The 18,516-nt window shown below is 57.9% G+C and carries 14 protein-coding genes; 4 read left to right on the forward strand and 10 right to left on the reverse strand.

Going from position 1 to position 18,516, the window contains the following annotated elements:
* From pykF to AB5Y93_RS17560, 8 genes are all read right to left on the reverse strand, one after another.
* Nucleotides 1–1,247, reverse strand: a 1,247-nt coding sequence (pykF, locus tag AB5Y93_RS17525) for a pyruvate kinase PykF (RefSeq protein ID WP_368229947.1), incomplete at its 3' end; no start/stop codon positions are given.
* A gap of 44 nt (nt 1,248–1,291) precedes the next feature.
* A complete protein-coding gene (locus tag AB5Y93_RS17530; protein ID WP_052130432.1) occupies nt 1,292–2,470 on the reverse strand; it encodes a glycosyl hydrolase 53 family protein in 1,179 nt (392 codons plus the stop codon).
* Between the two features lies 1 nt (nt 2,471).
* Entirely contained in the window at nt 2,472–2,819 is a 348-nt protein-coding gene (locus AB5Y93_RS17535) for a glucose PTS transporter subunit EIIB (RefSeq protein WP_041211339.1), read from the reverse strand.
* Nucleotides 2,820–2,873: 54 nt separating this feature from the next.
* Complete coding sequence (locus AB5Y93_RS17540) at nt 2,874–4,928, reverse strand: beta-galactosidase (RefSeq protein WP_042016006.1); 2,055 nt, start codon at nt 4,926–4,928, stop codon at nt 2,874–2,876.
* Between the two features lie 63 nt (nt 4,929–4,991).
* The gene (locus AB5Y93_RS17545) at nt 4,992–6,191 is read right to left on the reverse strand and encodes an arabinogalactan endo-beta-1,4-galactanase (protein WP_041212960.1); all 1,200 of its coding nucleotides are present in this window, start codon (nt 6,189–6,191) and stop codon (nt 4,992–4,994) included.
* A gap of 22 nt (nt 6,192–6,213) precedes the next feature.
* Complete coding sequence (locus AB5Y93_RS17550; RefSeq protein WP_041212959.1) at nt 6,214–7,065, reverse strand: sugar ABC transporter permease; 852 nt, start codon at nt 7,063–7,065, stop codon at nt 6,214–6,216.
* Between the two features lie 12 nt (nt 7,066–7,077).
* Nucleotides 7,078–8,382, reverse strand: a complete 1,305-nt coding sequence (locus AB5Y93_RS17555; protein WP_041212958.1) for a carbohydrate ABC transporter permease — start codon at nt 8,380–8,382, stop codon at nt 7,078–7,080.
* 78 nt (nt 8,383–8,460) lie between these two features.
* Complete coding sequence (locus AB5Y93_RS17560; RefSeq protein ID WP_041215313.1) at nt 8,461–9,690, reverse strand: extracellular solute-binding protein; 1,230 nt, start codon at nt 9,688–9,690, stop codon at nt 8,461–8,463.
* 560 nt (nt 9,691–10,250) lie between these two features.
* On the opposite strand from AB5Y93_RS17560, the gene AB5Y93_RS17565 reads away from it, so the two are divergent.
* From AB5Y93_RS17565 to AB5Y93_RS17580, 4 genes are all read left to right on the forward strand, one after another.
* Complete coding sequence (locus AB5Y93_RS17565; RefSeq protein ID WP_041212956.1) at nt 10,251–11,333, forward strand: ABC transporter ATP-binding protein; 1,083 nt, start codon at nt 10,251–10,253, stop codon at nt 11,331–11,333.
* Nucleotides 11,334–11,631: 298 nt separating this feature from the next.
* Nucleotides 11,632–13,674: a methyl-accepting chemotaxis protein gene (locus AB5Y93_RS17570; RefSeq protein ID WP_041215314.1), complete on the forward strand. Its 2,043-nt coding sequence runs from the start codon at nt 11,632–11,634 to the stop codon at nt 13,672–13,674.
* Between the two features lie 25 nt (nt 13,675–13,699).
* Entirely contained in the window at nt 13,700–14,119 is a 420-nt protein-coding gene (locus AB5Y93_RS17575; RefSeq protein ID WP_041212954.1) for a hypothetical protein, read from the forward strand.
* A 108-nt stretch (nt 14,120–14,227) separates the two neighbouring features.
* The gene (locus AB5Y93_RS17580) at nt 14,228–15,232 is read left to right on the forward strand and encodes a glycosyl hydrolase 53 family protein (protein ID WP_041215315.1); all 1,005 of its coding nucleotides are present in this window, start codon (nt 14,228–14,230) and stop codon (nt 15,230–15,232) included.
* Between the two features lie 209 nt (nt 15,233–15,441).
* Here AB5Y93_RS17580 and AB5Y93_RS17585 read toward each other — a convergent pair whose 3' ends face one another.
* Together AB5Y93_RS17585 and galR are read right to left on the reverse strand one after the other, a co-directional pair.
* Nucleotides 15,442–16,728, reverse strand: coding sequence for a maltoporin (locus tag AB5Y93_RS17585; RefSeq protein ID WP_113070661.1), 1,287 nt, complete (start codon nt 16,726–16,728; stop codon nt 15,442–15,444).
* 496 nt (nt 16,729–17,224) lie between these two features.
* Nucleotides 17,225–18,226, reverse strand: coding sequence for an HTH-type transcriptional regulator GalR (gene galR, locus AB5Y93_RS17590; RefSeq protein WP_041212951.1), 1,002 nt, complete (start codon nt 18,224–18,226; stop codon nt 17,225–17,227).
* Between the last annotated feature and the right edge of the window lie 290 nt (nt 18,227–18,516).

Below are 18,516 nucleotides of genomic sequence, written 5' to 3' on the forward strand. Positions count from 1 at the left end.
ACCACACCCTTGGTCAGCACCAGCTGGGCAGCGGTCTTCTTGTTGGTGGTGATGGCCAGGATCCAGGCTTTCGGGAAGTACTTGCGGATGGCCTTGGCAGACTTGCCGCCTTCAGTGGCGACCACGATCAGCGGGGCGTCCAGCTTCTCGGAGGTCTCGACCGCGCCTTTGCAGACCGCTTCGGTGATGCGCAGCTTGTTGCTGTCGTTGGCGGCAGACAGGTTGGACGGCATCACGGAGTCGGTACGCTCGCAGATGGTGGCCATGATGGTCACGGCTTCCAGCGGGTACTTGCCCTTGGCGGACTCACCGGACAGCATGACGGCATCGGTACCGTCCAGGATGGCGTTGGCCACGTCGCCGGCTTCGGCGCGGGTCGGACGCGGGTTCTTGATCATGGAGTCCAGCATCTGGGTGGCGGTGATGACCACTTTGCGTGCCTTGTTGCACTTCTCGATGATCATCTTCTGGGCGAAGATCACTTCTTCCACCGGGATTTCCACACCCATGTCGCCGCGGGCGACCATGATGCCGTCGGACACGGCCAGGATCTCGTCGAAGTTGTCCAGGCCTTCCTGGTTTTCGATCTTGGAGATGATCTGGATGGCCTCGCCACCGTGGGCCTTCAGGTGCTCACGGATTTCCAGCACGTCTTCCTTCTTGCGGATGAAGGAGGCGGCCACAAAGTCGACGCCCTGCTCGCAACCGAAGATCAGGTCGCGCTTGTCTTTCTCGGCCAGGGCCGGCAGCTTGATGGAGACGCCCGGCAGGTTGATGCCCTTGTTCTCGCCCAGATCGCCGTTGTTCAGGACTTTACAGATCACTTCGCGTTCGGTGATCTCGATGACGTCCAGGCCGATCAGGCCATCGTCAACCAGGATACGGTTGCCGACGCGCAGGTCGCTGGCAAAACCGGCATAGGTGACGGCGACTTTGTCTTTGTTGCCCACCACGGTCTGGTCGGTGGTGAAAGTGAAGGTCTGGCCGGCGACCAGGGAGACGTCGTTGCCGCCTTCGAGCTTGATGGTGCGGATTTCCGGACCCTTGGTGTCCAGCAGGATGGCTGCGTGCTTGCCGGTTTCGGCCATGACAGCGCGCAGGTTGCTGATGCGACCACCGTGTTCGGCGTAGTCGCCGTGGGAGAAGTTCAGGCGCATGACGTTCATGCCGGCATCCAGCATCTTGCCCAGCATTTCTTTGGATTCGGTCTTGGGACCGATGGTGCAGACGATTTTGGTCTTTTTCATGTCAGTCTTCATGGTGCTGTTGTCATCTCTTCAATGTGAAATAGTCAGCGGGTCGGGGCAAAGGCGGCCAACGCCGGCAGTCCTCTGCCCTCCCGATCAAACAGGGCCTGGTTCTCCCAACCATTACCGAGGGGTTCGTCTATCCCGAGGAACGCCATGCCAGCCTGACTGGCCCAGCTGTCACCGGTGACCCGGATCCAGCCCGGCTCCCAGTAGACAAACCCGAGCCCGAGCCGATCCGGCACTGCGCCAATAGCGGCACGCAAGGCATCGAGAAACGCCAGTTGCCCCTCGGGCGTCGCAGCAAACCCGCCGCGCACGGCCTCCTGCTCACCGAAGGCGTTGCGAACAGCGTCCTGGTTGACGGTGTCGTGCCCATAGGCGGTCTCAACCACCAGCAGCGGGAGTCTGATTTGGGTGGCAAGGCTGTTCATGGTGCGCGAGAGGTCACCCAAGGATCCGTGCCAATAGGGGTAGAAGGAGAGACCCACCAGATCGAACGGCACATCGCGCGCCTGCATCGCCTTGAACCAGCGCAGGCACTGAGCCTCATCCCCTCCTTCAGCAAGATGCAGCATCAGTCGTGGGGTGATCCCCCCCTCGCTGCCAGCGCGGATCCCGGCGATGGCCGCCTTGAGCAGCTGGGCCAGTCGATCGAACCCCTCCTCTTCTTCCTGTCGGTGTAGTTGCCCCAGCGGCCACAGCATGCCGTTATTGAGTTCGTTGCCGACCTGTACCATTTGCGGCGGCACCCCAGCCTCGCGCAGGCGCTGCATCACGGCGGCGCTGTAATCGTGCAACATCGCAGCCAGTTCTGCTTCCGACTTGCCTCGCCAGGTCCGTGGCGTGTACTGCTTGCCCGGATCGGCCCAGAAGTCGCTGTAATGAAGATCGAGCAACCAGGGCAGGTTGAGGGACCGGCTTCGCTGCGCCAGTGCAATCACCTTTTCCAGATCATTGTTGCCACCACCAAAGGGTTCCCCCTTGGCCGAGCGGGGATCGACCCACAGCCGCAGGCGCACCAGGTTGAGGCCACGCTCGCGCATCAGGGTTAGCAAATCCCCCTGTCGCGTCTCGTCCTGATAGTGAACGCCCAGGCGCTCGAGTTCGGCCAAGGTGGAGACATCCGCCCCTCGGATGGCCAGGTTGTGAGGAGCGGCTCCAGCCCCTGCACTGATCGCTCCCAGCATGACCAACAGTGGCCAGCTCAGCGGGAGGTACATGCTAGTGTTGCTCCGGCTCGTGCAGCTCGAACCACTGACCGAGCTCGCGGCGCAGGTTGTCCGAGCGCTTGCCGAAGATGGCCTGCACCTCGTCACCGATGATGATGACGCCGATGGCACCGAGACCTTGCAGCGCCTCGCTGTCGACCTGCTGCAAGGCATTGACCTTGACCCGCAGCCGGGTCAGGCAGGCGTCAAAGCTCACTATGTTGTCGTGCCCACCAAAGGCAGCGATGAGCGCGGTGATGGCCGCCTCGTCCAGCCCGGAGAGCGGCGCCTCGGTCGATTTTTCCTCCTTGTGGCCGAGGGCGGCGGCGAACAGCCGCTTGAAGTCCTGCATCTTGACCATTTGAATCTCCTAAACATAAAAAAAGAGGGCGAAGCCACTGGCTCCGCCCCGCAATCAACGGGCGCGACGCAGCACTCGGCAGCCGAATGGAGGCAGCACCAGCGAATCGCTCAGCGCCTCACCGCTCACCATGTCACTGTGACCACCCGGCAGAGTGACCAGACGCTCGGCGTTGGCGAAGTTTTGCACGAACACGAACTCCTGCTCACCATCGCTGCGACACTGAGCTGTGACCCCCTCCGGCAAGGCTGGCAAAGCACGCGGCAGGGCCAGGGTCTCGATGAGATGGCCAAAGAAGTCGCGTTGGAACGCCAGATCATTCCGCGAGGCGACATAATAGGCGCGACCTGTCCCGTGCTCGTTGACCGTCACCGCCGGACGTCCGGCATAAAAGTCACCGTCATAGCTGGCCAGGGCCCTCGCGCCTTCCAGGTGGATGAGATCGCAAAGGTGAGTGACTTCGTAAGGGCCGCAGAGTCCGGCTTCGTTGCCAGCAAGACCCGAGACGGCGTTACGTTCCTCGTCATAGAGACCGTCTATCTCCTCTGCCCAGATCCCAAGGACCGGGCGCAGCGGCCCTGGGAATCCCCCCAGGTGACAGAGATCGGTCTCGTTGACGATGCCGCTCCAGTAAGTGGTAACAAACTGCCCACCTCGTTTGACAAAGGCGTCAACCCGTTCGGCAAAGCCATCGCGCACCATGTAGAGCATTGGGGCGATAACCAGGTCATAGCCATCCAGCGCGCAGTCGGCATTGATGACATCCACCGCCACCCCTGCCTCCCAGAATGGGCGGTAGTGCTCGGCTACCGTCTTCTCGTAGAAGAGGCCGGCATTGCGCGGCCCCTGGGCATTGTCCATGGCCCAACGGCTCTCCCAGTCGAAAATGATGGCCACTTTGGCCTCGACGCGGCTGCCAGCGACCTCTTGCAACTTGGCCAGGATCTCGCCTAGCGCCTGCACCTCGCGGCCCACCCGGGTATCGATGTGACCAACGTGATCGACCACGGCGCCGTGGAACTTCTCGACCGAACCACGGCTCTTGCGCCACTGGAAGTACTGCACCGAGTCGGAGCCGTGGGCTACCGCCTGCAAGGAGGAGAGGATATGCATTCCCGGCTTCTTGAGCTTGCTGATGGGCTGCCAGTTGGTCAGGCTCGGGGTCGACTCCATCAGGAAGAAAGGTTTGCCTCCCTTGAGAGTGCGCATCAGGTCGTGATACATGGCGGTGTACGCCGCCAGGGTCGAGTCATCGCCACTGTTGTGCCAGAGGGGGTAGCTGTCCCAGGAGATGAAATCGATCTCCTTGGCCAACTGCCAGTAGTCATAGTCGTAGAAGTACTCCATGAAGTTGGTGGTGGCCGGCAGGCTCGGGTTGGCCGCCTTCAAGGGCTTGATCTCCTCGGCACAGAAATCGCTCACCTGGGCGGTATTGAAACGCTTCCAATCGAGGTTTAGGCCGTGGATCGAGCTCTCGCCGATGGGAGACGGGGATTCGATCTGTGACCAGTCGGTGTAGGTATGGCTCCAGAAGCTGCTCCACCAGGCGTGATTGAGCGCTTCTATGCTGCCATAACGAGCCTTGAGCCAGTCACGAAAGCGCTCCTGACAAAGCTCGCAGTGGCACTCGCCGCCGTACTCGTTGGAGATGTGCCAGGCGATGACACCTGGATGATGGCCGTAGCGTTCGGCCAGGGCACCGTTGATAGCGCGCACCTTGTCACGATAGACAGGCGAACTCATACAGTGATTGTGACGGCCACCGTGCAGTGCCTTCACACGTTCCTTGCTGACCCGCAGCACCTCGGGATAACGCTGGGAAAGCCAAGCCGGGCGAGCACCACTTGGTGTGGCGAGGAAAACTGACACACCGTTTTCGTGCAAGCGATCGAGCACCGTATCGAGCCAGCCGAATTCATAGCGCCCCTCTTGTGGCTCCAGGGAAGACCAACTGAAGATGCCGACCGACATCACGTTGCAGCGGGTCTGCTTCATCATCTCGAGATCGCGCTCGAACACCTGGGGATCATCCAGCCACTGATCCGGGTTGTAATCAGCACCATGCAGCAGAGCGGGCACCCGTTCACTGAGCGGGGGAAACTTGAACATCACACATCTCCTAAAACGAGGGGGCGCCGGCCATGGCCGGTCGCCCTATCGGTTGAAACCGGGTCAGTTGAATACCTTGATCGAGGGGAGCACATGGCCGGAGCAGTCAAACAGCGCCTGGTTCTCCCGGGCATTGCCCTCTTTCCAGTCGTCGTTGTTGTACTTCATCCCAGCCTTGGTGGCCCAAGTGGCACCAGGGGTTGGCAGCCACGCTGGCTCCCAGTAGAAGACTCCCTTGCCACGCCCGTCCGGTACCGCCACCACGCTCTTGATCAGATCGCGCAGGAAGTCGGCCTGCCCCTGTACGCTGGCCGGGTAACCACCGTCGCTCGCCTCCTTGGCAGTGAAGTTGTTCTCGGCGTTGTCGCAGTTCTCCGTGGTGTAGCCGTAGGCGGCCTCGACCACGATCACATCCTTGCCATAGCGCTTACTGATGTCATCCATGTTGGCCTTGAGGGCACTGATGGGGCCGTTCCAGTAGGTGTAGAAGGAGAGTCCGATGATATCGAAGGGCACCTCGCGCTTGGCGACTTCATCAAACCACCAGACGAAGGTGTCGTTTTTGGTGCCCTCAGCCAGATGCAGCATCACCTTGATATCTTTGCCGTGCTCTTTCACAGCACGTACACCAGCCTTGAGCAGTGTGGCCAGGCGATCAAACTCCCCACCGTTTTGCCCCCAGCTCTTGCCCTCTGGCCATAACATGCCACCGTTGATCTCGTTGCCGACCTGCACCATGTCAGGCATCACACCGGCCTTTGCAAGGGCATCCATGCTTTCCTTGGTATGGGCGTAAACGGCATCCGCCAACTGCTCGACTGACATCGTACGCCACGCCTTGGGCTTGTTCTGGCGGCCCGGATCCGTCCAGAAATCGCTGTAGTGGAAATCGAGCAGGAACTTCATACCAAGGGCCTTGGCACGCTTGGCAAGCGCTATCGTTGCAGCCAGATCGTTGTTACCACCGCCGTAAGGCTTGCCGTCCGCATCCTTGGGGTCTACCCACAAGCGCAGGCGAATGTAGTTAAAGCCGTTCTCCTTGAGGATTGCCATGGCGTCCTGTTGCTTGCCACTGGCATCAAAGAACTTGCCACCAAATTTCTCTACTTCGGCCAACATGGAGACATCAGCCCCCTTGATGAACTCCTGCGGTACCACAACTGGTTGCACCACCACATTTTCGGCAGCCACGGCGGGGGCATGCATACCCAACATGCCGGTGGCGAGCAGCGCCGCCATCACCAGCGTCTTCTTGATTTTCATGTCGAACGTCCTGTTTAACGGATTAACCTTTGGTCCCACCTGCGGTAAGACCGGAAACGAAGTACTTCTGCAAGGAGAGGTACAATATGGCCACCGGCACCGCGATGAGCACAGCTCCCGCCGCATAGGTGGTGTAGCTGGCCCCCATCTTCTGGGCGACCAGGTTGTAGAGACCAATTGGCAGGGTGAACTGATCCGGGGTGCGCAATATGGTGCTGGCTAGGATGAAGTCGCCAAGCGGGCCGGTGAAGGAGAACAGTGCAACCACCGCAATGATGGGCTTGGAGAGCGGCATGATGATCTCGATGAAGATGCGGAAGTTGCCCGCCCCGTCCATGCGCGCCGACTCGTCAAGATCCTTGGGGATGGCGTCCAGATAACCCTTCATCAGATAGGTGTTCATCGGGATCATGCCGCCCACATAGACCAGCACCAGCGCCAGGTGGCTGTTGACCAGACCCAGCATCTGGGCCAACACGAAGATGGCGATGAGGGCCGAGAACTGGGGCACCATCTGCAACAACAGGAACAACATCAGGCCATTTTGCCGCCCACGGAAACGAAAGCGCGAGAAGGCATAAGCAGTGAAGCTGACGCTGATGAGGGTCAACACCATGGTCAAGAAACTGATCTTCATCGAGTTCCAGTACCAGGCGGCGTAGTCGATGCGCCCGTCAAACAGCTCCTGGTAATGAATAAAGGAGAAGTTTTCCGGGATGATCGAAGTGTTGAGCAGGCTGCTGCCCGGATTGAGAGAGGCTCCAACCGTCCAGATCAGGGGATAGATGATGATCACCGCAACCATAGCCAGCAGCAAATAGCTTAGGGTCAGGCGGATGGCATTACTCTTTTTCAGACTGTGTTTGGCACTCATGGCTGGATCTCCTTACACCATGTCGTCTTGCTTGAACGAATTGGTCGCACGGAACTGCCACAGGGCAATGCCGACCACGAAGATGGAGAGCAGAATGGTGATGCTCGCTGCAATCGCATACTGGGATGACGACATGGTCAGCTTGTAGATCCAGGAGACCAGGATGTCGGTGCCGCCGGCATTGGAACCAGCCACCGCAGGTCCCCCGTTGTTGAACAGGTAAATGATGTTGAAGTTGTTGAAGTTGAAGGTGTACTGGGTGATGAGGATCGGAGCGATCGAATACAGCACCAGGGGCAGCGTAATGGTAGTCAGCTTGTGCCATGTGCTGGCACCGTCAATGGTGGCCGCCTCGTAGAGATCATCCGGGATAGCCTGCAACACCCCAGTGGTCATGGCGAAGACGAAGGGGAAGCCAAGCCAGGTCTGCATCAGGATGAGGGCCGTCTTGGTCCAGAAGGGATCTGTCATCCATGCCTTGGGGTCGATACCCAGAGAAGCCAGAATACCGTTGTTGATGACACCAAAGGTCTCGTTGAACATGCCGGCGAACACCAGAATGGTGACAAAACCGGGCACTGCCCACGGCAGGATCAGGATGGTGCGGATGAGCGGCTTGAAGCGCAGATCCTTCTGATTGACCAGGATCGCCAGCAGCACCCCGACCGAGCATTGCAACGTGGTGGCGATCAGCGTCCAGATCACGGTCCACTGCAGCACGTCGAGCAAGGTCGAACGCCACAGATCGAGCTTGAAGATGTTGATGAAGTTCTTCATCCCCACCCAGTCCACCAGCTTGGCCGGCGGCGTGTGGTAGAGATCGTAGTTGGTGAAGGCGATGGAGAAACCAAAGATGATGGGGAACACCACCACGAACACCAGCAGGATGAAGCCCGGGGTGATCATCAGATACGGGAACCCTTCGCTCAGCAGCAACTGGTATTGCTTGCGCACACTGGTCAGCGCTACGCCACGATCCCGGCGATCGCCGTTAACATAGGCGTCGCGGACGCTCCAGTAGTAGATGGCGCAACCAAAGATGGCCACCAGTACGCTGATAACCCCCTTGGCCAGGAGGAAGACGGAGTTGTCCCGGGGCAACTCCGTGCCGAGGGTAAACAGCCCCCAGAACCCTTGAGATAGAAAATCATGGAATACGCCGAAGAAGCAGGCCATGACGGTGAAAAACAGGGTGCCCTTGACCCATTGCCGGTTATACCACTGACCGAGTCCCGGGATCAGCGAGAGCAGGGCGGCCACCTTGGCATGATGGGTTCTTGTACCGATCTGGGTAAGCGATCCGGAATCGACAACCACAATGTACCTCCTTTCCATTAAGAGCCCGGGCGGCCACGAATGCCGCCCGGCCCGAATTGGGCCTGCGCCCAACTTGTGTTATTGCTGCGCGTGGTTGACTTCGATCTGCATGTTGATGTTCTTGACTGCACCTTCCAGTGCCGCCTTCACATCCTGCTTGCCAGTCACGCCAAGCTGCAGTGCACTGTTGGCAGGGGTCCACACCTCTTGCATCTCGGGCACGCTCGGCATCGGAGTGGCGAAACCGGCCTGAATGGCAACGGCACGGGATTTCTCGTCATCTTTGATGAGCGGATCGTCAATCAGCGCCTTGAGCGGCGGGATCTCGCCGGTCTTCTCGAAGCGGACTTTGGCGTACTCAGGCTGGTTGATGAACTCGATGAACTGCTGCGCCAACTCTTTCTGCTTGGAATAGGTAGAGATGCTGTACCCTTTCACGCCGAGGAAGGAACGCATATGCTCGCCATTGGGCAATGTCGGCAGCGGTGCGACACCGTAGTTCACCCCCGCATCCTTGTAGGGCTGGAACGACCAGGGTCCAGTAATGACGGCAGCAGCCTTCTTCTCGGTGAACAGGGAATCGATGGCGTTGGCACCGGTCTCACCCACGATACCGGCCGGGAAAAGTCCTTCACTGTAGAAACGCTTGAGGAAACTCACTGCATCGACCGAGCCCTGGTTGGCCAGGCCCACGTCCTTGACGTTGAGCGAACCATTGGGGTTCTGGCCGAAGATGTAGCCCCCCATGGCGGCCACTACGCCGTAGGAGTAATAGATCTCGTCAAACTTGGCGAGCAGGCCGTATTTGTTCTCCCCACGCAGGGTCTGGGAGGCCTTGACCAGCTCGTCGAAGCTCTCCGGCGCCTTGGGCAGCAGGTCTTTGTTGTAGACCATGACGATGGTCTCGACCGCCTTGGGCAGGCCATAGAGCTTGCCTTCATAAGTCTGGGCATCCACCGCCGGCTTGGTAAAGCCTGCCAGATAGTCGGCACCCGGCTTGATCTCGCTGATGAGCCCCTGCACCACGGCAGTGCCCACCTGATCATGCGGCAGTACCAGCACATCCGGGCCTATGCCGGCCGGGCCATCCAGGCGCAGCTTCTCGATCTGCTGGGCATAGGGGGTTTCGAGGATCTTCACCTTGACGTTGTGCTTGGCTTCGAACGCCTTGACAGCCTCCTCAATGCCGTTTGATTTCTTGATGTCTTCCCACACCAGCAGTTCACCGTCAGCGGCACGGGCTACCTGGCCCAACCCCATAACGCCCAAAGACAACAACATTGCAGCAGTCAATTTGTTGATTTTCATATGATTTCCTTGTCCCTAACTCAGGTAAAAGCAGGTCTTCTCAGACCACGTAGGCAAAGTGAGTGTTACGATTCCATCCAGTCGGTGTAACTTCTGAAGCTTGTTACCAATTCGGGTGTAAAACAAAGCACAACCACATTACACGCCGGACTGGTCTGGCCTCTATGACACAACCTCACTACCACCTAATGCAATGAAAAATAAATGGTTTAATCCCATACATCAGATCCGGAGCAATACGCTCTATCACTTGATTTTTGCTTTACACAGCTCTTCGAGTGCACTGGAACAGCAAAAAAGGTAACGATTACACCGAATGGCTCTACGGTAAGCGGTGCTTGCCCAGCCTGCCAGTAGCACGTACCAAGGCTGTGATCTCATGCACAAAAGAAACAGCATTTTGTGCAACCGCTTACACCTGACTGATATAGTCCTCCCAAAGCCACAGAGTGAAACGGTGTGAAACGCCTTCTCCCTCCCAGGGCAAAGAAGCCGCAGCAGGGGCATGACTGCCCCCAGCATTTGCAGCTAAGGCATTTATTATCAAGGAGTTAAAGCTCATGGCGAGTATCAGGCTGAACAATGTGATCAAGCGTTTTGGCAGCAATGTGACCCTACATAATGTGAATCTGGATGTAGAAGATGGTGAGTTCACCGTCTTTGTCGGTCCTTCCGGTTGTGGTAAATCCACTCTGCTGCGCATGATCGCCGGTCTGGAAGAGATTTCGGACGGCCACATTGCGATTGATGAGCAGGTGGTCAACGATGTAGCCCCGGCTCATCGCGGAGTGGCCATGGTGTTCCAGTCCTATGCCCTCTATCCCCACATGACGGTGGCCGAGAACATGGGCTATGGCCTGCGGGTCAATGGCGTGCCGAAAGAGGAGATAACCCACCAGGTCAGCATGGTGGCCAAGACGCTGCAGCTCTCCCACCTGCTCGATCGCAAGCCCAAGCAGCTCTCCGGCGGCCAGCGCCAGCGGGTAGCCATCGGCCGTGCCATCGTGCGCAACCCCAAGGTGTTCCTGTTTGACGAGCCACTCTCCAACCTCGATGCCGAGCTGCGTGTCGAGATGCGCCTGCACATCGCCAAGCTGCATCAGGAACTCAAGACCACCATGATCTACGTGACCCACGATCAGGTGGAGGCCATGACCCTGGCCGACAAGATAGTGGTGATGAACTATGGCAAGGTGGAACAGGTCGGCTCGCCGATGGAGCTCTACTACAAACCCTGCAACCGCTTCGTGGCCGGTTTTATCGGCTCACCCAAGATGAACTTCCTGCCGGCCCGCGTACTGGCCTGGAGCCCGGAGCAGATCCGGGTCAAGGTAGCCGGCCAGCAGGAGCTCACCCTGCCCATCCTCACCGAGCGACTCGAGCCGGGCAGCGAGATCTCCCTTGGCCTGCGTCCCGAGCATGTGGTGCCGGGCGCAGAGGGGATCCACCTCGCCTTTACCTGCGAGGTGGTGGAACGTCTTGGCAACAGCACCTACCTGTTCGGTCAGTGCTGCGGCACCGACGGCTTCAAGCTGCTGCTGGCAGGGGATGGGGAGTTTCATCCGTACCAGAAGATGGATGTCTTCTTTGCCCCGCAAAATTGCCTTGTGTTCAATGCCGAAGGGCTCAGGATCAGCCGCTGAACGCGGCTACTGCATGCCCCGATCCATTTTGCCCCCGCCAGTCGGGGGCTTTTTTTTATCCCCGGGCGCGGGACACAAAATGAGAGCGGGCTCGCAACCCTGGACAAATCCCGTACAAGGGTGCCGAGAAAGAGTGTAAAAGATTCACAAAACAATGAAAACGTTACACTAAAAATCAGAATCAGGTGCCCTCCCTTATCGCGGCCTTATCTTTTAACGAGGTAAAGCACTGATAAAATATGACTTATCACTTGTGTCATCAGGCTGGGTTGACTCAACACCATATGTAATCGATACCATGAACTTGCGCACTCGTCACCTTTCCATCATCCAGCGCCTGGCGCTGGGCTTTGCCGTCATCCTGTTGCTGCTGCTGCTCTCGGTGGCCCTCTCTCTCTACGCCGGCCAACGGCTGGCCGACCAGGTGGGGCTGCTCGCCAGCCATACCGCGCCGACCCTGGTGCAGAGCCGCGCCGTGACCCGCGATCTCTTCACCCTCGACCGACATCTGGGCAACGCATTGTTGCAGACCGGAGAGGAGGAGCTGGGCGCCGCCCGCGAGCAGATGCAGCAATGGCAGGCCCGTTTCGACCAGGATCTGGCCACCTTGGCTCGACAGATAGCGGGGGAGCCGCAACAGAGTGCGCGCGTCGAGAGCCTGCGCGAGCAACAGGCCGCCTACTGGCAACTGGCCCAGCAGTTGGTCGATGACTATGCCCACAACCGCCTCGAACAGAGCAAGCTGGCGGCCGACACCCGCCTTGGCGACACGGCGCGCCAGCTTGCCAGCGCCCTCGATGTGCTGCTCGCCCCTCTGGGCAGCCACCCCGCCGTGCTGCTCAAGAGCCGCCTGCTGGCAAACCTGGAACAGCAGGTCAGCGCCACACAGGAGATCCTCAAGCAGCAGGATCCGGCCCCCGTTGCCGCACGTCTGGCTGCCAATGCACGCGCCAGCGAACAGGCGGCGGCACTGCGCCAGGAGCTGGCACGCCAGCTCGCCGGCCAGGAGGATGCCTTCGGCGTGCCCCTGAGCCTGGAACGCGGTACGGGTGCCAGGTTCGATACCCTCGCCACCCTGCTGGCCGGCCCCGAGAGCCTGCCGGCACGCCACCTGGCGCTGGTCGAACAGAGCATCATGTTGCGCAACCAGAGTGTGCAGGCCAGCCGCCTTATCGACAGCCTGCTAGGCGATCTGAGCGAGCTTGACGCCGCGATCGACGCTCAGCTTCGCCACAGCACCGCCGGCAGCGGCGCCATCCTGCTCTGGCTGCGCCTCGGGCTGTGCGCCGGCCTGTTGCTCTCCCTCGGTCTCGGCGCCCTGGTGCTGTGGCACCTGGTGCGCGCCATCCGCCAGCCACTGCACCACATCCTCACCACCCTCAAGGCCCTGAGTCAGGGAGACATGCGCCAACGCGTGCCGCTACTGCGCCACGACGAGTTCGGCCAGCTTGCGACCGGCATCAACGCCCTGGCCGACGAGATGAGCGGCATGCTCGGTCAGATAGTTCAGGCCGCCGATGCCCTCGGCCGCATGGCCGGCCAGAACCAGCACGCCCAGCATCACGCCCAACTTGCCATCGGCGAGCAGCGCAACGAAACCACAGGGGTCTGCAGCGCCATGGAGGAGATGGACTACTCGGTGCGCGAGGTCGCCGGCAGCATAGGCCAGACCGAGCAGACCCTCGGCAACATAGCCGCGGCAGCCCACGCCGCCAGCCTGCGTGGGGCGGCGACCGGTCAACGGCTGCAGCAACTGGCTGACGAGTTGGCGGAGTCGCGCCGCAGCGTGGAACAGGTGCAGACATTGAGCGTCAGCATCGGTGACATCCTCGCCCTGATCGAGCGCATCACGGAGCAGACCAATCTGCTGGCCCTCAACGCCGCCATCGAGGCGGCCCGCGCCGGCGAACAGGGGCGTGGCTTTGCCGTGGTGGCCGACGAGGTGCGTCAGTTGGCGCACCACACAGCAGACTCCACCACCCGCATCCAGGGGATCATCGACGATCTGCAGCAAAGCACCCGCGGTGCGGTCGCCACCATGCTGCGCTGCCACGACGCCATGGCCCAGAGTCGCACCGACAGCGACGCGGGTTGCGCCACCCTAGCCGAGCTATCCCAGGCGCTGCAGCAGGTGGCCGAGCAGAGCAGCCGTATCGCCAGCGCGACCCTGCAGCAACAGCAGACCAGCGCCGAGATCGCCCGCAACATTACCAACATCGCCCGGATTGCCGACGACAACCAGGGCGCCCTGGCAAAGGTGGCACAGACCAGCGACCAGTTGCAGCAGCTATCGCAGCAGCAACTGTCGCTGACCCGCCGCTTCACCCTGCAGAGCGCCTGAGCACACACCACAGAGAGGACCATCCATGTTCAAGAAGACACTGTTGCTGACTACCCTGATCGCCTGCCTCCAGCCCGCGCTGGCCAACGAGGAGGATCCCCTGGCCCGCCCGCTGTTCCTGCGCGGCGAGATGAACAACTGGGAGGCCCCGGCAGACCAGCAACTGGTTACCCAGCAAGGGGACTTGCTGTCGGTCCAGGTGGCCTTGCAGGCCAGTCACGGCGCCTACAAGTTCAAGATTGCCGATGAGAAGTGGAAGGCCGACACCACCTATGGCCAGTTCGACCCCGCCGCTAAGGTCGAGTCGGACAAGCCGGTGGTAGTCAAGGCCGGCTGGCAGTGGAGCGACATGAAGTTCACCCCGCCCAGCGACGGCCAGTATCGCATCACCCTGGATCGCCGCGATCCCCAACACATCCAGGTCACCGTCTCCCCCGCCGGGTGATCCCAGGGCCGCCGCAAGGCGGCCCCANCGCCGCACGGCGACGCCATCCCGGCGCGGGACTGCCTCCCTGTCGCCACCCTACACACATCCAGACAGGAGATAACAACAATGAAGAGACATCTGCTTACCACCCTGCTGCTTGGCGGCGCCCTGCTGTTTCATGGCCAGGGAGAGGCCATGGTCAAGGGAGCTGACGTCAGCTGGCTGACCCAGATGGAGAAAGCCGGGTACAAGTTCTATAACGACGCCGGCCAGCAGCAAGATCTGTTCAAGACCCTGAAAGAGCACGGTATGAACACCATCCGGCTCAGGGTATGGGTCAATCCTGCCGATGGCTGGAACAACATCAGTGACGTCATCGCCAAGGCCAAGCGGGCCAAGGCGGCCGGTTTCGATCTGCTGATTGACTTCCACTACAGCGACAGCTGGGCTGATCCTGGCAAGCAAACCAAACCTGCAGCCTGGCAGAGCTACACCTTTGATCAGCTAATGTCGAACGTATGGTGGCACACCTACAATTCCCTCGTTGCCCTGAAAAACGCAGGAATTACCCCCAAGTGGGTGCAAGTGGGCAACGAGACCAACAATGGCATGCTCTGGGAAGAGGGGCGCGCCTCGGTCAACATGAAGAACTTTGCCTGGCTCATTAACAGCGGCTACGACGCTGTCAAGGCGGTCAACAGTAGTACCAAGGTGATCGTCCACTTGGCCAACTGTGAGAACAACACTCTCTATCGCTGGATGTTTGATGGTCTCAAGAACAACGGCGCCAAGTGGGATGTAATTGGTGCCTCCATCTACCCGACCCAGAGCGGTAACGGTGACTGGTTTACCCTCAACAACCTCTGCTATGACAATCTATCCGATATGGTGAGTCGATATGACAAAGAGGTGATGATCGTGGAGGTTGGCATGCCTTGGGATGATCCGAAAAACAGCTATGACACCATCGCCGATCTACTCAACAAAATGAAGTGGATCCCTAACAACAAGGGCCTCGGCGTGCTTTATTGGGAACCGCAGAGTTACAAGAACTGGCAGGGTTACAGCCTGGGATTGATGGACAATGGTGGCAAACCCACCTACGCACTGGATGCTTTTCTGTTGCAGTAATTGACCCGTTAAAGCAAAGGCGCAGCCACAATGCTGCGCCTCTTTTTTTCAAAGGAGATCTCCCCTTTCAACATACTGCCTGATGGTTCTTCAGTGGAATGCTCACCTCCCCCCAACCCCATCATTTCACGCAGGTCCGGACTAATCATTTCGAGACGACATTAAAAAAGGAGCCCGGTTGGGCTCCCATGATATTGATGAATCGTTTTTTACCACCAGGCTTCGGCCTGAACACCAAAGTTCCAAGTGTGGTCATCTTCACCACCGTTGAAGGATTTGCCTTCGCCATCTTTCAAATAGCTGGCGAACACACGGATCTCCGGGCGAGCAAACAAGCTGGGTCCAGCTGACCAGGCTTGAGCCAAGGTATATTTCTGGCCACTCGATTTCTCTTCAGAACCGCTTGTCCAGGTCTTGGTAGTTTCATAAGTACCGGCTTCAACCAGCGTCTTCATGATGTCAGTCCACGCATAACCACCCCGCGCGACGGCACTGAACAGTTCGGTGTTGTCATGCCATGCTTCAAGTTTCTCACCCTTACCGTAAGTGAAGACATGGTTTACACTGAATTTCTCACCCATGGGAATGTCACCCGTCAAAATTACACGGTATCCCTTGGCATCGTCGGTCAAATGCCAAACATCATACCACCCACCCCCCTGGGAGATCATGTTCTGGGCCAACCCTTTGTCAGCATATTGCAGCACCAACTTCTCGTAGATGCGGCTATCGGCAAAATATTGACTCATCTCTGCCGTCAGCATGACACCATTCTTGGGATCATAGAGATTACCGACCTTCTTCTGTTCATCGGTCGGATTAGGCATCGCATAGCTGACGCCCGCTTCGGTCCAAGCCCCTTCCCAGGGAGCCCAGCCGGCATAGCGCAGGTCCAGGAAGTTGACGTTGAGGTCATTGTTGACAATCGAGTTATCGATATCGTTGCCATCGGACCGGATCCAGGCCAGTGAGAAGGCGCCTGGGCCGGCCTTGAGATTCTCAATACCGGCGCCAGCTCCCGAGATATTCCAGTACTTGGTATCGATGATGTGGAGATCATGACGCTGATAGAAGCGCTTGCCAGCCCAGACCACCGCATCGGGCGCGGCTGAGAGCAATCCCTTGGCCTTCACATTGAATTGGCGCAGGGCAAAGGTTGCATCGTCCTTACACTCTTTTTGATCGAAGTTACACACTGTGGTGGTACTTTCATAGTCATTAGAGCCATCGCTCTGCATGCTAAACATGCTGTCAACGTAGAAAGTCTTGCCATCCTTGTTGTAAACCTCCTGACCAATACCAATTTCGGTATAGGTATCGCTTTCGTTACCCAGGCGGCCGACAACGTTCTGTCGACCAGTTTGCATATCACCATCCTGGGACACACCTACGCCAGAGCGAAAATACCCTGTGAAATCAACAGCATTAGCATTTAATGCTGTCATTGACAGAGCGAGGGCAACGGAAGTCGTCAGTAGCTTCACTTTCATAGTTATTCCTTTATTCCACTGTTGCATTGTTATCCTGATAAACCGCTTACCAGTCCAAAGGGAAAGCGCTTTCACTATCCGAGAGGGATTATAAGAACAACATCGTAGTGAATGACATGACGAAACTCACACATTTGTAATAATTACACTAATAAATAAGATAGCCTTCTGGCCTCCATTGCATGCCGCGACATAAATCATTGATTTTAAACAAATAAAACAAAAAAGATGAGGTGTTATCGATTACATGAGAAGTGAGCGGTAGTTCTCAAGCATGGTTGACGTTAAGGGTGATGAAAGTGATGTGCAGAACATGAAGCCTCTCTTGCGGAAGCATCTCCTGGGCACCAGGAGGCTATTTGTTTCGCCAGAGCGCCTAGTTCAGAGGTTTTGAAGAGGAGGACATTGAGGCATTAAAGAGGAAGATGAGCCTTTAAAAAGGCAAGGCCCGAGCTGGTAACCTTGCCGTAATCGCTATAGGCCCACAAGCCCAGCACTTGGACTAATCAATGGTGCGAACCGAGTGACGGCGAACCAGTGTCGGGCTAAACATATGCGTCGTCTGGGGCAAAGGCCCCCCCTTTGCCAAAGCAATGGCCAGCTCTGCAGCCTGAGTGGCCATAGCAATGATGGGATAGCGCACCGTTGTCAGACGGGGGCGCAGGTAGCGAGATATCAAGACATCATCAAAACCCACCAAAGAGAGGTCTTGAGGTACATCAATCCCGTTATCACTAAGCACTGACAAGGCCCCCGCCGCCATTGAGTCGTTATAGCAAACGACGGCTGTCATCTGTTGCCCCCGACTCAGCAACTCCGTCATTGCTGCCTCCCCCCCCAGCTCATCCGGGCTGCCACGGGAGATCAGGCGCTCATCGACCGGGATATTGTGCTCTTGCAGCGCATCCAGATACCCCTGCAGGCGATCCTGCGAATCAGAGATTTGATGGTTGGAACACAGAAACCCTATCTTCTTGTGCCCTTCCTGGATCAGGTGACGCGTTGCCAGCCAGGAACCATAGCGATCATCCAGCGCAACACAACGGGACTCGAATCCAGGAACAATACGGTTGATAAGCACCATTCCAGGAACATAGCTCATCATCTGGATCAGCTCTTCATCTGGCAGCATTTTGGCATGAACCACCAGGCCAGAGCAGCGATGCCCTATCAACTGCTCTATTACATGCTTCTCTTTGGCTGCGTCGTGGTAGCCATTTCCTATAAGCAGAAAATTCCCCGTAGCTTGTGCCACTTGCTCGACAGCTTTAACCATGGTGCCAAAGAAGGGATCAGACACATCAGCAACGATCAATCCCAAGGTGTCATTGTTCTGATGGGCCAATGCTCTCGCGTTCGCGTTGGGATGGTAGTTGAGTTCATGCATCGCCTTGAAGACTGCGTCTCGTGACGCCTGACTCGCCTTTGGCGAGTGATTGATGACGCGTGAGACGGTGGCGACAGATACGCCTGACAGGAGTGCTACATCTTTGATGGTTGCCATGAATTAGCTTTTCCGGTGAACGGTATAAATAAAAACCAGTGCTGTACTGGGTCAAGATACTACCGACATTTCCAATACCTGACACGGCTTTCATATCAAAAGCGAGAGCATTCTATCAATACGAGCGTCTCGCTGTGTAATCCATTTACATACACCCTTATCCATTCTCATGCTCATCGCGGTAAAAAATGTGACAAAAATCACATCAAATGGAGATGCATCTTCCAGGACCTTGTTCACAAGCGCAGAATAAGGGAAAGCGATTACACTAAATAAAACCCAATAAAAAC

The sequence above is a fragment of the Aeromonas sp. R10-1 genome, assembly GCF_040908465.1.
GTDB lineage: Bacteria > Pseudomonadota > Gammaproteobacteria > Enterobacterales > Aeromonadaceae > Aeromonas > Aeromonas caviae.